Origin of the sequence: Nostoc edaphicum CCNP1411 (genome assembly GCF_014023275.1) — a bacterium.
GTDB classification, from domain to species: Bacteria; Cyanobacteriota; Cyanobacteriia; order Cyanobacteriales; family Nostocaceae; genus Nostoc; species Nostoc edaphicum_A.
Genome location: NZ_CP054698.1, coordinates 6767321 through 6783058, shown reverse-complemented (window position 1 = coordinate 6783058; position 15738 = coordinate 6767321). Strand labels below are relative to the sequence as shown.

14 protein-coding genes and 2 pseudogenes are annotated in these 15738 nt (G+C 39.3%); 11 read left to right on the top strand and 5 right to left on the bottom strand.

Annotation, left to right across the window (positions count from 1 at the left end):
- The first annotated feature begins 28 nt into the window (after positions 1 to 28).
- The gene (locus tag HUN01_RS31460) at positions 29 to 610 is read left to right on the top strand and encodes a Uma2 family endonuclease (RefSeq protein WP_181929450.1); all 582 of its coding nucleotides are present in this window, start codon (positions 29 to 31) and stop codon (positions 608 to 610) included.
- Here the strand turns inward: HUN01_RS31460 and HUN01_RS31455 are convergent.
- Entirely contained in the window at positions 607 to 1365 is a 759-nt protein-coding gene (locus tag HUN01_RS31455) for a Uma2 family endonuclease (protein ID WP_181929449.1), read from the bottom strand. The two genes, HUN01_RS31460 and HUN01_RS31455, sit on opposite strands and share 4 nt — an antisense overlap.
- Before the next feature lie 259 nt (positions 1366 to 1624).
- Here HUN01_RS31455 and HUN01_RS31450 point away from each other — a divergent pair, with 259 nt between their 5' ends.
- Positions 1625 to 3421, top strand: a complete 1797-nt coding sequence (locus HUN01_RS31450; RefSeq protein WP_181929448.1) for a GmrSD restriction endonuclease domain-containing protein — start codon at positions 1625 to 1627, stop codon at positions 3419 to 3421.
- A gap of 216 nt (positions 3422 to 3637) precedes the next feature.
- On the opposite strand, the gene HUN01_RS31445 is transcribed toward HUN01_RS31450, so the two are convergent.
- The gene (locus HUN01_RS31445) at positions 3638 to 4318 is read right to left on the bottom strand and encodes a tetratricopeptide repeat protein (RefSeq protein WP_181929447.1); all 681 of its coding nucleotides are present in this window, start codon (positions 4316 to 4318) and stop codon (positions 3638 to 3640) included.
- A gap of 246 nt (positions 4319 to 4564) precedes the next feature.
- Entirely contained in the window at positions 4565 to 6538 is a 1974-nt protein-coding gene (gene acs / locus HUN01_RS31440) for an acetate--CoA ligase (RefSeq protein WP_181929446.1), read from the bottom strand.
- A gap of 226 nt (positions 6539 to 6764) precedes the next feature.
- Between acs and HUN01_RS31435 the strand changes: the two genes are divergently transcribed.
- The 9 genes and pseudogenes from HUN01_RS31435 (at position 6765) to HUN01_RS31395 (ending at position 15125) form a co-directional block, all read left to right on the top strand.
- A complete protein-coding gene (locus HUN01_RS31435) occupies positions 6765 to 7409 on the top strand; it encodes a restriction endonuclease subunit R (protein ID WP_181929445.1) in 645 nt (214 codons plus the stop codon).
- A 30-nt stretch (positions 7410 to 7439) separates the two neighbouring features.
- Positions 7440 to 7643: pseudogene (locus HUN01_RS31430) on the top strand (Uma2 family endonuclease); the annotation flags it as partial.
- A gap of 120 nt (positions 7644 to 7763) precedes the next feature.
- Positions 7764 to 8288: pseudogene (locus HUN01_RS31425) on the top strand (Uma2 family endonuclease); the annotation flags it as partial.
- Positions 8289 to 8379: 91 nt separating this feature from the next.
- The gene (locus tag HUN01_RS31420) at positions 8380 to 9069 is read left to right on the top strand and encodes a hypothetical protein (RefSeq protein WP_181929443.1); all 690 of its coding nucleotides are present in this window, start codon (positions 8380 to 8382) and stop codon (positions 9067 to 9069) included.
- Positions 9070 to 9137: 68 nt separating this feature from the next.
- Positions 9138 to 9578 carry a hypothetical protein gene (locus HUN01_RS31415; RefSeq protein WP_181932899.1) on the top strand — a complete coding sequence of 147 codons (441 nt, stop codon included), beginning with the start codon at positions 9138 to 9140 and terminating at the stop codon, positions 9576 to 9578.
- Positions 9579 to 10166: 588 nt separating this feature from the next.
- Positions 10167 to 10514: a hypothetical protein gene (locus HUN01_RS31410; RefSeq protein ID WP_181929442.1), complete on the top strand. Its 348-nt coding sequence runs from the start codon at positions 10167 to 10169 to the stop codon at positions 10512 to 10514.
- Between the two features lie 25 nt (positions 10515 to 10539).
- Positions 10540 to 13059 carry a hypothetical protein gene (locus HUN01_RS31405; protein WP_181929441.1) on the top strand — a complete coding sequence of 840 codons (2520 nt, stop codon included), beginning with the start codon at positions 10540 to 10542 and terminating at the stop codon, positions 13057 to 13059.
- Positions 13016 to 13702 carry an OmpA family protein gene (locus HUN01_RS31400; protein WP_238845778.1) on the top strand — a complete coding sequence of 229 codons (687 nt, stop codon included), beginning with the start codon at positions 13016 to 13018 and terminating at the stop codon, positions 13700 to 13702. Before HUN01_RS31405 ends, HUN01_RS31400 begins: the two co-directional genes overlap by 44 nt.
- 13 nt (positions 13703 to 13715) lie before the next feature.
- Positions 13716 to 15125 carry an EH signature domain-containing protein gene (locus HUN01_RS31395; RefSeq protein WP_181929440.1) on the top strand — a complete coding sequence of 470 codons (1410 nt, stop codon included), beginning with the start codon at positions 13716 to 13718 and terminating at the stop codon, positions 15123 to 15125.
- Positions 15126 to 15131: 6 nt separating this feature from the next.
- Here HUN01_RS31395 and HUN01_RS31390 read toward each other — a convergent pair whose 3' ends face one another.
- Together HUN01_RS31390 and HUN01_RS31385 are read right to left on the bottom strand one after the other, a co-directional pair.
- The gene (locus HUN01_RS31390; protein WP_181929439.1) at positions 15132 to 15437 is read right to left on the bottom strand and encodes a type II toxin-antitoxin system RelE/ParE family toxin; all 306 of its coding nucleotides are present in this window, start codon (positions 15435 to 15437) and stop codon (positions 15132 to 15134) included.
- Positions 15437 to 15706 (bottom strand): type II toxin-antitoxin system ParD family antitoxin, encoded by a 270-nt coding sequence (locus HUN01_RS31385; protein WP_181929438.1) that lies wholly within the window; start codon positions 15704 to 15706, stop codon positions 15437 to 15439. Before HUN01_RS31385 ends, HUN01_RS31390 begins: the two co-directional genes overlap by 1 nt.
- Positions 15707 to 15738 lie beyond the last annotated feature (32 nt).

Here is a 15738-nt window from a genome sequence, read left to right as displayed (position 1 = left end):
TGTTTGATAAAGCTACTAAGGTACTAAAATGGCCACTAGCCAAAGTGAGTACTATATCTCCCCAGAAGAATATTTAGAGGGCGAGAAATTTAGTGAAATCAAACACGAATATATTGATGGTCAAGTCTACGCAATGGCAGGAGCAAGTGACGCTCATGTTACAGTTAGCCTAAATGTATCTATGCTGCTGCGTAACCATCTCCGGGGTAGTGGATGCCGTGTCTATATGTTAGATATGAAAGCACAAATTGATGTCATCAACCGCTATTTTTATCCAGATGCAATGGTGACTTGCGATATACGAGATAAAGAATTTGAATATTTTAAGTGTTATCCTTGCTTAATTATCGAAGTGCTTTCTGAGTCAACAGAAGGCTATGACAGAGGGAAGAAATTTGCTAGTTACCGACACTTAGAATCACTACAAGAATATGTGCTAATTTCACCAGACCGAATGAGTGTAGAATGCTTCCGCCGCAATGACGAAGGACATTGGGTACTTTACCCTTATGAAAAAGGGGAAGAAGTGCATTTAGCTAGCGTTGATTTTCGTTGTGCGATCGCAGAAATATACGAAGATGTAACTTTGATAGATGAGAATATTTCCTAATCTAGCATTTCTGGGTCAATTCCTAAAGCGTTGAGTTGTTCAGTAGAGAGAGTACGCAATTTCTCTACAATTCTCTCCCGCTTTTGTCGCTCAATCACAGCACGTTCCTCACCCGTTAGCAGTAAATTTCCTTGTGCATCCCACCAGCGCAACCAAGGTAACTCTGCATTCTGATAAAATCCTTGCCAGATTCCTAACTCTACATCCATAGGAACAATTGGGTAATGTCCCCGTTCATTGGGTTTCATCAGTTGATAACTATTATCGACTAAGTGGTAAACTTCCACTTGCGCTTTTGCTACTTCATAAATCCCATAATAAGGCACTCGAATAGCCTGCTCGTAAACCCAAAACTTCCCAACATTTCCACCTTCCCCTTGAGATGGTGGTGTGTTATCTCGTTCTTCTGAACCATCTCCAGAGACAAATTCCAGCACAATCAAGGGTGCAATATATTCCTTCCACAGCACATAAGAACGGCGCATTTTACCGTTAAGTGTCGGTGGTACATTGGGTACATAAAACCAGTCTGGTGCTTCAGCGCCCTTTTCAGGAGGATCTGTCAATCCCCAGTAGATGCCAGAATCTTGTCCAATACAATATTGACTATCAGGATGAAGTTTCTCTAGAACAGGTTTAATTGAATCTGTGATTAAAATACTTTGTGGATGCTCCTGAAGATTTTTCACAAATGTACCATCTGAGTCTGGTAACTGGGTGTGATCAGGTAAAGTTAATGCTGATAAGAAAGTCATAAATAAGAGTGGTCAAGATTGCCTCTAAATCTTATTGTAGATAGGCAACTGGACTGTTTTGGATGATTGCATCAGTTACAATAACGAGTTTTGTTATAAATGCAATCAAAGTAACTGCATATTAACAGGTTACGATCTAATTTTCTGTGCTATATTATACAAAAAGCCTTAAAGCTAAGAGCAAGCGATGAAATAGGTATCGACCCTGTTTTAATTACAGTCAAAAATTTTTAATCTAAATCAAAGTAGAAAAAATATTATGAGCATTACTCCGAAAGGTACAAGCGTACTAGAATTATATCGTCTTTATAGAACAGAAAAGTTAATTGTCAATCGTAGATATCAACGTAAGCTTGTTTGGACAAAAAGTGAAAAAACTCGTCTTATTGAAAGCTTATTACTTAATTATCCTATTCCATTAATATTATTGGGAGTCTTTAATGATAGTGATGGAGAAGAGGTATATGAAATAATTGATGGTATGCAAAGACTTAATGCAATATTTAGTTTCATAGAAAATGAGTTTTCTGTCCAAGAAAAATATTTTGATGTTACCAAACATCCTTTTGCATACGAGTTGAGTCAAGCAAAAGTATTTAAGCCAGTAGATGCTACTAAATACACTTGTTGGGATTCTGATATTTGTGCAAAGTTCTTAGAGTATTCCGTTGCAGTAACAATATACAGAGCCAATTTAATTGATGAAATTGAGGATATTTTCAATCGAATCAATTCAAATGGTAAACATCTATCACCTCAAGAAGTAAGACAAGCTGGAGTCACGACAAAGTTTTCAACTTTGGTTAGGTTTCTTGCAGCTGAAATTCGTGGGGATGTCTCACGAGAAGAACTTCCTCTCACTGAGATGCCTGAGATTAGTATTGATGCCAAATCTATTGATCTTGGATATGGAGTTTATGCAGAAGATACATTTTGGTGCAATCAAGGAATACTACGTATTTCTGGTCTTCGAGATAGTGAGGATGAACAGTTACTAGCAGATATAATACTTTCTATAGCACTAGGAGAACCTTTCGCAGCTAGCAAAGAAAACTTTGATGCTTACTATGGAAAAGGTGATAATAATAAATCAGATAAAATAGAATTGGCTATTGCTAAATATGGAGAAGATAATCTTCAACAAGATATAAAAACAGTTTTATCTCATATAATAAATGCTATCAATGCTGTTAATATATCAAAACAAAATAACTTTTTAAGAAATATTTTAAGCCGTAAGTCTGGAGGAAGTAATCCAGTAAAAGAGCCTTTTTATACATTATTTATGTCTTTTTATGAACTTCTTATCAAAGAATCTAAGGAGCCTTTTGAGTACGAAAAAGTTTTTGCTGCTGTTCAAAATTTAATAACCAAAATTAAAATGAGTCCTACTGTTAAGACGGAAAATAGAATCGACAATATTGGTCTTACTAAAGGATTGATTCAAAATTATTTTAAGCATTCCAATAGTCCAACTCGCAGTAGTGGATCATATGCTATTGATTTTGAAAATTACTTGAGACGTTCAAAAACAGAAGCACCTAATTATGATTTCAAACAGGGACTGTATACTTTAGAAGAGAAAAATAGAAGATTTGATGAGCAAAACTTAGAAAAAATTATACAAAATATTGCTGCAATAGCAAATTTAGGAAAAGGAAAAAAGGGATATATATTTATTGGTGTTACTGATAAAGAACAAGATACTCAACGCATTGAAAAGTTGGACAATATTACTGCTCCTCGTTTTTTTACATTTGGTATTGTGGGTTTAGAGCGAGAAGCACGTTTAAAAGATATTAGCCTTGATGATTACATTCTTTCTATCAGCAGAAAAATTCGCGATTCAAAATTACCAGAATGGTTAAAGACAGCAGTTAATACAAGTTTAACTCCGCTAACATATATGGAACATACAGTATTAATGATTGAGATTAAAGCTGGTAATGAGCCTGTATGGTATGGAGACAAGCTTTATATTCGTGATGGACATGAGAAAAAACCACAAGAAGTATCTGGTGGGCAAACTGCTGCGGTTTACAATCTCTTTAGGTGAAAGCTTAAAATATAACCGCAATGATACCTTATTACCTATCTATTTTCATAATTCATTTTTACATTTTTATTGCAGGACGCAAAGTTTCTAAAAACCTTTGCGCCTTTGCGTGAAACTATCCTTATCCTCCTTTCCGCAAGTTATCTCAGACACGCCTATCCTTAAAGCCGATTGCAACAACTCTTTTTAGCTTTTATCCACTGAATAATGTGATTCTCACGAAATACCAGGATCATCAGCAGTTTTGATCTCTTTCAAAATTCGTTCTACTTGGTTAACTTTTTCACCTCTATTTTGTTCTTTGAAAATATTTAAAGCTTTTTCTAAAGAAGATAGTGCCTCATCTTTTTTATTTGTTTGCCACAATGCCAGTGCAAAATTAGTCAGCCCCTCGGCATAATTAGGATTAATGTCTAGAGCTTTTTTATATTCAGCAATGGCTTCTTCCCAGCGACTTTGGCTTGCATAAACCATACCGATCGCATTGTGAGCTAGAGCGTATTTTGGCTGGAGGCGAATGGCTTCTTGATAGGCGCTAATTGCTTCTTCTGGTTTCTTTTGGCGAAAAAGCACATTTCCTAGTTGAAAGTGTCCAAAGGTATCTTTTGGGAATTGTTTAATTAATTTGCGTAAATTTTCCTCCGCACCTGTCAAGTCTCCCTGGTTCAACAAAGCATTGGCTTGTTGCAGGAGTTGCGATCGCTCTGATGGCCCTGTATCGGAAAACTGTGCTAGTTTTTGTGGTTGTTTCTGTGCATTCTGTTCTGGCGTATGCAAAGAAACTTTGGCAGGAACCGCTAATACTAATGGTGATAGACCAACTACAGTTATGATACTCAGCATCATGCCGCTAAAAGATTGAACAAATGCTGATTTGGGTTTGTGCTTCACCTTCATGGCCCTAAGTGCCTCAATAATGTTCTTATCTTTATGATAAATTGGCGTGTGTTAGCGCGTAATGCGTCACAAGACAGACCGGTAAGGGTCGCATATATAAATGAGAGCCAGAGCGAATAGAATTCGCGGCTACACAGGCAAAGTCCGCAGAGGCGGACTAAGAAAAAATTGAGGGTTTGAAACCCACGGAGGTGGGTTTTGTTTGTGTAGACACGGTTTCTAACCGCCCTTTTAACTTTTAACTCTTCATGCGCCTTCCCGTAATTTATCCAACACGCTTCTGTCTTCCAATGTCGAAGTATCTCCAGATACCTCTTGACCGGCAGCTAGATTCCGCAGCAAGCGCCGCATAATCTTACCCGATCGCGTTTTGGGCAAAGCATCGGTAAAGCGGATTTCTCCCGGACGTGCGATCGCACCTATTTCTTTAACAACGTGCAGTTTGAGTTCTTTAATCAGTTCCTCACTTCCCTGATAAGTGCCTTCTAGAGTCACAAAAGCAACTACTTCTTCACCCTTAAGATCATCAGGTTTACCCACTACCGCCGCTTCTGCAACTGCTGGGTGAGAAACCAAGGCTGATTCTACTTCCATTGTCCCAAGTCGGTGTCCTGATACATTCAGTACGTCATCCACACGACCCATTACCCAAAAGTAGCCGTCTTCATCTTGTCTTGCGCCATCACCAGCAAAGTAAGTATATTTACCATCTTGGGGTGGAATGTGTTCCCAGTAGGTGCGGCGGAAGCGTTCTGGATCGCCGTAAACTGTCCGCATCATTCCTGGCCAAGGATGGCGGACTGCTAGATAACCGCCTTCGTTATTGGGTACAGTGTTTCCTTCCAAATCCACAACATCTGCGATAATTCCAGGGAAGGGAAGAGTTGCGGAACCGGGTTTGGTGGGAATCGCCCCTGGTAATGGTGTAATCATGATACCGCCAGTTTCTGTTTGCCACCAAGTATCAACGATTGGACAGCGATCGCCACCAATTACTTTGTGATACCACATCCAAGCCTCTGGGTTAATTGGTTCGCCGACGGTTCCCAGCAAACGCAACGAAGAGAGGTTTCGCGCATTCGGATGTTGTTCACCCATCTTAATGAATGCCCGAATTGCCGTAGGTGCGGTATAAAAAATATTAACGCCGTATTTTTCAATTACATCCCAGAAACAGCCAGGATTAGAAGCACGAGGCGCACCTTCATACATCACCGTGGTTGCACCGTTGGAAAGGGGGCCGTAAACAATGTAGCTGTGTCCCGTAATCCAACCCACATCGGCGGTACACCAATATACATCCGTATCTTGCAGGTCAAAGATCCACTTGGTGGTGATATGGGTATACAGATTATAACCAGCAGTTGTATGGACTACACCCTTCGGTTTGCCCGTGCTGCCGGAAGTGTAGAGGACAAACAGCATATCTTCACTGTCCATCGGTTCGGCGGGACAATCTGCTGATACTCCTTTTTGCAAATCATGCCACCAATGATCGCGTCCGCCCAACTGCATATCAGTTTCTTGTCCGGTGCGTTTGACAACTAGGACATTTTCGACACTGGGAACAGCACCATCAGCTAAGGCTTTGTCTACCTGTTCCTTGAGAGGAACGATCGCATCTTTGCGCCAACCACCATCAGCCGTAATTACTAGTTTAGCTGTGGCATCGATTAAGCGATCGCGCAAAGCTTCGGCACTAAAACCACCAAATACCACACTATGAGGTGCGCCAATTCTGGCACAGGCTAACATGGCGATCGCAGCTTCGGGAATCATTGGCATATATATACCAACGCGATCGCCTTTTTGGACACCCAGTTGCTTCAATACATTAGCAAACTGGCAAACTTCCCGGTGCAGTTGGGAGTATGTGAGAGTACGCGAATCCCCTGGTTCTCCTTCCCAAATCAATGCTGCTTTATTTTTGCGCCAAGTAGTGAGATGTCTGTCAAGGCAGTTGTAAGAAATATTCATCTTACCGCCAACAAACCACTTAGCAAAAGGTGGCTGCCAGTCTAATACTGTATCCCATTTTTGGAACCATTCTAGTTCTGTTCCAGCCAAATCTGCCCAAAATTGCTGCGGATCAGCTTTGGCTTTGTTGTAGAGGCGCTGATAGTCATCCAAGCTTTTGATATGGGCGTTTTGTGAGAATTCCGAGCTAGGGTGAAAGAGACGATTCTCTTGTAGGATTGATTCTATAGTTGGTTGAGACATGATTACATTTACAAACGGTATTGTTACTGAAAACTATTTTTAGTTTAGTTGTGCTAGACGGTGTTTAGATTTTCGTTAAGCTAGGTAGAAATTGCCGAGTTATTTAGTTTACATTCATTTTCATCTACCGAAAGCAAGCGATTAAAAAATTTAAAGACGTTTTACAACCTATCTACCAGGAATGTTGCAATATTGTAAGTAGTATTGACAAACAAAGGCTGAAATTATGACGCTTACCGTTGAAGCCAGCAGTTTATCTCTCAACGATGTTCATCGCTTTCTTAAACTAGAAAAGCTTTCAAATGCTGCATTTACAGACTTCTTAACTCTAGAACCACTCTCTGAGTTTGAACAGCAGGATTTATTACGAATCAGAAACGACTTTGATCGTTATTTAAGCGCAGGGAAAATTTCTGAAGGGTTGGTTAAATTCTTAACGATCGCACCATTAATGAGGCTAGCTGGATTTTACGATGTGCCGATTCGGTTGACAATGGAAGATAGCATTGCGATCGCAGTTGAGGATGAAGACAGAAGAATTACCGGACGGATGGATATTTTAGCAATCAACAGTCCTCAAAGTAATATTGCGCCGCCATTTTGGGTTCTAGTGATTGAAACAAAAAATAGTTCGGTCAATGTGATTGAAGGTTTACCTCAATTACTCACTTATGCTTTTAAAAGTTTAGATCAACAACCATCAGTTTGGGGTTTGGTAACTAATGGACAGCTTTATCAATTTGTTTATCTAAGACATGACAACCAGTCAACTTATGAGTTAATGCCATTATTAAATTTGATTCAATCTCCAGATGCAATTGAATTATTGCAAGTTTTCAAAGCCATTTGTAAGTTACCGAATTTTCAGTAAAATAAACGTAGAATTGCGGGGCGATCGCTAATGTCTGAACCTGCTACCCTAGAATTTATCTCTGATAATATTTCAGAGGAGGAAGTTATTTTTCCTCCTGGCGATATACTGAGTAGCGAACTACCCTTAGAAAGTGACCTACACCGAGAAGAAATCGATTTGCTGATTCGCATACTTAAATTATGGTGGCGAGAAAGGCAAGATTTCTATGCTTCTGGCAATTTGACGATTTACAAGACTCAGTGCTGAGTTTTGAAGTTGAGTACTCAGTACTTTCGCACTGGGTAAAAGCCCCGCAAGAGTGTGGGCAGTTTTTAACTCAGCACTCAGCACTCGGAACTCAGCACTCTTCATTACAGTCCTAACCAGAAAAAATCAGAACATTTCCGCGGCCCAGACTTTTTTGTAGTTTTGGGAACCGAGAAAAAAGACCGTAAAAGTTGGGTAGTTTGGCAAGAAGACGGCAAATATCCCAACCTGATTGTGGAAATTTTGTCAAGTTCAACGACAGCCGTTGATAAAGGTTTAAAAAAACAAGTTTATCAAGATACCTTCCGTACACCAGACTATTTCTGGTTTGATCCTGTAACAATGGAACTTCAGGGATTTCATTTAGTTGATGGTAAGTATCAAGAAATCCAAGTAACCACTGATGGACGTTTGTGGAGTCAGCAGTTAGAACTTTATTTGGGAGTTTATGAAGGTAAATTAAGATTCTTCACTACTGAAAATCAATTGATACTATCATCAGAAGAATTGGCTGAACAAGAACGTTTACGTGCTGACCAGGCAGAAAGACGCGCCCAACAGGCAGAGCAAGAAATTGCTCGACTACGGGAGGTTTTACGTACACAGGGCATCAACCTAGAGAATATTTAATGACATCAGGAAATTAATTAAGTACATTTTCAAGTTAAGATTTAGTTATAAGTGTGTAAAAAAGAGTTATCTTCTGAAAGTAGGGCATCGTTTGCAAGCAAAAGAGATTAAGGATAAGCTAAAGTCCCTTATCGAGCAAGCCTCCTCGATAGATCATAATTTAGCGAAAAAATTAGATGAAATTAATCGTTGGGTAAAGAATATCAAGCCAGGTTCTCTGACTGCAAAACCCTTTGTCATTGCCTTTCTCTTAGAGGTGATTACGGATTCTACCATTTGGCTGATCATCAAATCCTTACCTTTGGAAGAACAAAAAGCAAAGTTCGAGCAAATGACACCCATTGAGAGATATTGGTATGGTTATCTCTTTCCTAGATGGATTAATGCAAGTGACTCCAAGTTTTATATTTGGAAACAAAAATTGATGGCAGGCGAATTTAATCAGGTTGATGATGATATCATTAAATCAATAGCCCAAGATGTCGTCAGTCGAGAAGGTAGTTTTTGGCAGCGTTATATCGCCGACCTATCGATGGCAACAGACCTAATTGTAAGTAGTCGTAACAATCAACCACTGTGCATTCAAGTAACTAGTGTATCTGAAGAACTTAATTATCAAAAGTACCAAGCTTGGCAAAATACACTGCGATCGTGGGAAATAGAAAGAGGACTGTTCTTAAGTTACAATCCCAAGGACGCTAATTTTGTCAACCAGTTAGTCAACGTGGCCCTGTATAACAGTGATTACCTTTCTGGTGGCAAATATTTAAAATTTTCGTGAAACTTCTGGAATTCGATACTCAAGGTTTGTGTTCTAGCCTATATACTTACGTGCTAATTACGGCTTTTATGGCTAACAAAAGAGAAACTCACTGCAACAATCAAGTAGATACATTTGCTGAAGCTTTAGCAACAGCGCGACAAATGCAGCAGAACTGGCTAACTTACGGCGTTGATTTTGTCAATATTTACGTTGAAGATGTCGATGGAGACTGGCTAGAGACGTGGGGACATGAAGAAATATTAGGTAATTTTCAATTAGATACTATTAAAGAGTTTTTGGTAAGTAATGATAGTGTAGCTGTTAGGGTAAGACAGCATTTAGGAGAGCGATCGCTGTTTGATTTCGCAGTAAACTTAGAACAATCTTGGAGAATTTCTGAAGTAGATGACAGGTTATCTGCTGTGAGAAGCTTATTAGCTGGTGAAGGAAATAGTATTGATACTGATGATATCAGGTTCTTGGATTTAGCAAATACTCTGGTGGTAAAGTTGGCAGAGATTTTGTGAGATTTTTAGTTGAGTAGTAGTAAATTCAATTGCCCTTAAAGTATTGAATTCGCAATGGTAATGTTGAGCTACTAAAAGATAATAGTAGCGATCGCATCATTTTATCTAATTTTTACTATAAGACAGCATTTAGGAGAGCGATCGCTGTTTGATTTTACAGTAAAAACCTCACCCTGTCCTATCAGACATCCCTCTGGTTAGTAAGGCTACGGTGTACAGACAAGTCGGAGTAGTCTGTCAAAGAATAATTGACGAGTACATTCTTTGTAGAGACGGCGATTTATCGCGTCTCTCTAACGTGTCAGTTTTTAGACGCGATAAATCGCGTCTCTACATGAGGGGTTTCTGGCTTATCTCAAGCGTATTGGGATAAAGCTGGTGACTTGTTTGTGTGTGTACTTATTCAGGTTTTTGGTTACGTTAACACAGTAACAGCAATAACACACTCTACATTTTTTCAACGCCCAAAGAGTGGTTTAGTATCAAAAACTACTTTTATCAAAATAGATTTACTAATAAAAGTTAAATAAAAGTTCCCATTTTGGGAATTATAGACCTATTGAAGCTCAAGCAGGTAGGTCAAAAATATTGATTAGTGAAACCGCAAAACTACTTTACCCCTCGGTGGAGAAATTGGTTAAAGAAATTGTGGCGGTTAACCACGCTTGGAAAGTGGCTTGTGAATTATTTGGACAAGATTCACCCCTATCTATTTCTTCACGGGATTTAAAAACCTGTTTGCAGGTGCGTTTGTTGCGAAGCTATGCACCAGAACAGGTTTATTTAATTGAGGATAAAGAATCAGAAGGTGAACCACTTTATAGCTTACGTCTCCGAGAACCTATAGGAGAACGCCTATATGCAGAACATCTCCCAATGCGGATAGCTCAAGAAGTTTTTGCGGATAAAGAATTAGATAAATTCAAAAAGATATAACCAAGAGAAACAAGAGGGGTGCAGTGTGGAAATAGCAAAAGTTTGGGACATTATTTGGGATAACGAACCTTTTCATTGGGCAATTGCTTTTGTCTTAATAGCCGCAATTATTGTCGAGCTTTGTACATTATTGCAATATTGGCGCTCAGAGTGTGGCACAACTGGAGCCTCTATTAAATTTTTGAGTAATTTGAAAAATGGTAAAAATGTAAAGCTTTCAAACGAAGTTCGCCAATGGTTAAAAGATCATTTAGGAACTGATGACTCTAGTAGATTTAGACAAAAAGATGGTAATTTCATACTTATAAAGTATCCATCTGTCTTAGCCCACCCCATACCTCGTAGTTCCCTACGCTTCGTGACAACCTTGTGTACTGCCATTGGCGTTTTAGGAACCTTTTATGGTATACAACAGGGACTCCAAGGAATCAATTTATCTACAGAAGATACCAAAGAACTGATGACTGCCAGTAAAGGGCTACTGGTAGGAATGAAAACAGCTTTCTCCACTTCCCTGATGGGGCTTGGTTCTGGTAGCTTGTTTACTTTAGTTTTGTTTGGGTGTGATTCGCTAAGGCAGAAACGGCGCGATAGTTTGCGTCAGAAATTGAAGGCGATCGCAAATTTGAAAACGGCAGAGAACGACAACCGTGAAGTAGCTGAAGCACTTAGTCTTGTAGCAAAAAACTTGACCGGACTAAAGCAGCTAAATGCAGAAGGCATTGGTCAAGCTGTAGGTAGGAGTATTGCAGAACAATTCGCAGGTTTAAATCAGTTGTCAGCCCAAGCTATAGGTCAAGCTGTAGGTCAGCAGATTAAGCCAGCCTTGGGAGAAATATTCAAAGAACAGAAAAAACTCCGAGAAATTCAAGAAAATCAGGGACAGAGAGTTTTAGAAGAACTCATCAAAGATTTGCGAATTCAGGTACTTGAGCCGATTGCAGATCGGCTAGATAAAAGTGCGGAGTTAACTCAACAAGCTTCCGAAGCTGTGCTGAGTCTGCATAGAGAATTGGGTGGTATATCTCAAAGTTTGGCAAGTTCCATCTTGACAATTCAGAACTTTCAAAAAGAAACTCTGGTCGAACTCCAAGGATTTGCTAAAAATTTGGGAGACACTCTCAATCAATTTCAAACAGATACAAAAGGTGTTTTACAACTAACAGCCGACGAAATTAATAGAGCCGTAAACCAAAGTATCCAAGGAATGACAGCCCAAAGAAGTGCTTTTGAAGCAAGTGCAGTGCAAGCGGCTGCTACCTTCCGGGGAATTCGAGAGGAACTTCAAACAGCGCTACAAGAACGCGCAACAGTTGAACAGCAGATGCTTCAAGGATTTGCTAACAATATGGGGCAAACTTTGAGTCAATTCCAAACTGAAACTACGGGAGTTATACAACAAACATCTCACGAAATTAATCGAGCGGTAGTTCAGAGTATCGAAGGAATGACAGCCCAAAGAAGTGCTTTTGAAGCAAGTGCAGTGCAAGCGGCTGCTACCTTCCGGGGAATTCGAGAGGAACTTCAAACAGCGCTACAAGAACGCGCAACAGTTGAACAGCAGATGCTTCAAGGATTTGCTAACAATATGGGGCAAACTTTGAGTCAATTCCAAACTGAAACTACGGGAGTTATACAACAAACATCTCACGAAATTAATCGAGCGGTAGTTCAGAGTATCGAAGGAATGACAGCCCAGCGAAGTGCTTTTGAAGCAAGCGCAGTGCAAGCTGCTGCTACCTTCCGAGGAATTCGAGAGGAACTTCAGACAGCTCTACAAGAACGCGCAGCAGTAGAACAGCAGATGCTTCAAGCTACTAAGACTGGAATTATCCAAATTCTCACCCAAGCAAATAAAACCTTTCATGAGCAAACTAATACTCTACAAACATTGGGTAATCAAGCTTCTGGATTGATGAATGATGCAAAAGATAATCTTCTGGCTACTTTAGGAAATATCGACGCAATACTCACAGCAACTCGCCATACAGTAGAAGACGATTTGACAAGATTTAGGGAAGAATATCAAACAAATTTACAGACATTCTTTCAACAGCAAAACAACTTACTTGAGGAGACTCTAGGCAAACAACGAGATGGATTATCGGGGATTGTGAATAATCTTGATCAAGTCTTTCGGGAAGAATCTCAAAGGCGTAGTGAATTGACTCAAGAGGTAGACAAAAGTATGACTAAAATTCAGACATCTGTCGAACAAATTAACAAATTAGTTAGTGCGGCTGGATTAAATGATGCACAACGACTAATTCAACTAGAAAAGCTTGCAAGCGGAATTGGTCAGCAAGTGCAAATAGTAGATAATTCATACATAAGTTTGAATAAAACATTTCACAATAGTCTTGAGTCTTGGCAGAGTCACCTTGAAAGTTCTATGCAAAGAACTGTTGACTTACAGGAAAGCTTTTTCCAACAAGCAGATACTTCTATGGCTAGAGTTTGCGGAGATTTACTAGAGACAGCAAGAGTTCTAGTTGCTGCACATGATAACCGCCAATTTGGTAATAGTGGAAGCAATGATGGATGATTTTATCAGAAGTGAAATTGATACAGAGACTATAGAGGATGATGACTCTAGTATCTATCTGTCTATTGGCGATCTGATGTCTGGTTTACTAATGTTTTTTGCTTTGCTATTTATTACTGCACTACTCCAGCTTGCACAAAAGGATGTACCAAAACGGGTAGTAATTGGTAATGTTGTGGGACAGATGAAAAGCAACAATATAAATGTCAAAGTCAACCCGGAAACTGGGGATGTCAGTATCCAAGAATCAATTCTTTTTGCTAAGGGAAGTACAGAACTTAAACCAGAAGGTAAAGCCTTCCTACGCCGCTTTATTCCTGTTTACAGTGGGGTTATTTTCTCAAAATCAGAATTTGAGCAGGAAATTAGCCGCGTAGTTATAGAAGGTCATACTAGCTCAGATGGAGACGATAAAACTAATCTACAACTAAGCTTGTTGCGATCATCATCAGTGTACAACTACATTTTTTATGATATGAATTTCCCTACCAAAGCACCTTTAAGCCAGAAAATATTGGCTGCTGGTCGGGGAGAAATTGAATCTGATAAGAAACTTGATAATCCAGGCGATCGCAAGGTAGTTTTCCGATTTCAGTTTCGCAGTGATGAGTTAAAAAAAGATATCGTAAAAACCTCTCTCTAAAGGAGCTACAACTTTGAATTATCAGTTTTCTATTCCTTCCCTACCTGAAACTCTCAAGTGTAGTCCTAATCAACTTATTCAGCTTGCAAGTAACTTACCAGATGCAACAATATCAATACCAAGTGTTGATAAAATATTGGAAACTATTGAACAGGGTAAAGCTGATAAAGTAAGTAAGTTGGACTGGGTTTACTGCATTCATGCTAAAGCACAGTGGGATCAGCAAAATATTGACAGATCCGGGAAAACATCAGCAGCTATCTGGAAAGTAGCAATTTATAACTCATGGTTGCAACATCAGCTATTGTGGCGTTTAGCTCTTTATTATAGTGGTCATCAAAAACAGGTGTTAGCAAAGTCTCTAGCTGAATCTTTTGATATCTTTGCTAATTCTAACTTAGTTAGTCACCTGCTACCAGTTCAAATTATCGGGGCGCTTTGCAATAAACAAGCAGGTAGAGAATTAGCAAAAATTGCTTGTGAACAGCGTATTAATCGAACTGAATTACTAAACATAATCAAAGAACATTTACCTATTTGGATTCCATTATTCAGCAGATTTATAGAAGATATAAGCCCCTATTTTACTACAATCCGCTCTCCAAATCAGCAGCAAGTAAAATGGTTGTTAAGTTGTTTGGATGAAATGTCAGAGAGTCAGCAAATAAAAGCTGTTAATCATTTGCTAACTAATGTTTCCAATGATATAGCAAGCAATCATTCTTTACTAATTGATTGGTTGAGAGATAACTATAGAAATGGTGAAAATTGGTATAAACTTTCAGATCCAGCAAGGCAAAGACTTAGAGAGTGGATTGGAGGTATCAATTATGGTGATTTCCAAAAGTTAGTAAATCTCATATTGAACAAGCTGGATTTACAAGACTTTGAGTCAAATCGGCTATGTAGACGCAGAGACTTTTGGGCTGATTATAGTAATCGTTTTGAAAGGTTTCGCATCTTGTTACCTAAGACATCACAAATTGCCATAGGATATCAAATCCAAGGTGATGTTGATTTACTAGAAGATGATGGTAGCGACCCAACAGAGGTTTGTATATTCGATTTTGGTGAGTGGTTTGTAGTCGAATTCTTTCGTGGAAGAGGTAGTGAGACGCGCCTGTTTCCTAAAAATCCTAGAAATCAGCAAATCCTTTTCGGTGAATCAACACTTTCAGTCAAACAGATTCGCTGTCTGGGTGGTGATAAGCACGATCATGAATTTCTTTGGCAGGTATTTTCCCGCATCTGGCTTGCAAATAATGGAATTTTGCCTAATCCAGATACCCACCCTTCTGGAAACCCTACAGCAGATAATTTACAACAGCGAGAAAACAGGCTTGAGCGGTGGCAAAGAGAGATTGAACGTCTAGAAAGGGAAGCTAAAGCTTACTGTAACAAGATTTGTTTTCTAATAGACTAAAAATTATTACCGTGAATCATCATCTAAAAACAGCGTCTCTAAATCACGATAGCCACTCACTATTCGCACAACTTCAATCCCCTCTGTAATGGGGCGATAAAATATCAAATAATCATCAACTGGAAAGCTTCGCAACGCAGTTAAAAGTTCATCCCGTCTGCGTCCCATACTGGGAAACTGTGCCAAAGTATCCAACTTTTGATTAATGAGTGTGAGCAACCTATCTGCGGAATCTGGATTTCCAGCAAACAGGTAATCGTTAATTTCTTGTAAGTCTTGGGTAGCTTGAGGCGATAGAAAATATAAACTCATTATTGCCCCTGAGTCCTTCTCAAAGCTTGGTTCTTTTGACGTAGTTGCTCGATTACTTCTCTACCGTCGAGTCGTTCTCCGCGATCGAGTTGCTCAACCCCGATCGCAATTTCTCTTTGCAGTTCCTCAAACCGACCCTTGTAAATACGTTCCCGTTCTTCTAACAGCCTAATACCAGCAAGAATCACTTCCTCATTTGAGGTGTACTTCCCGCTTGCAACTTGACCTTGAATGAACTGCTCAAGCTCGGTTGTTAAAGAAATATTCATAAGTTACTACCATATTTTTGTTCTCATCTTCT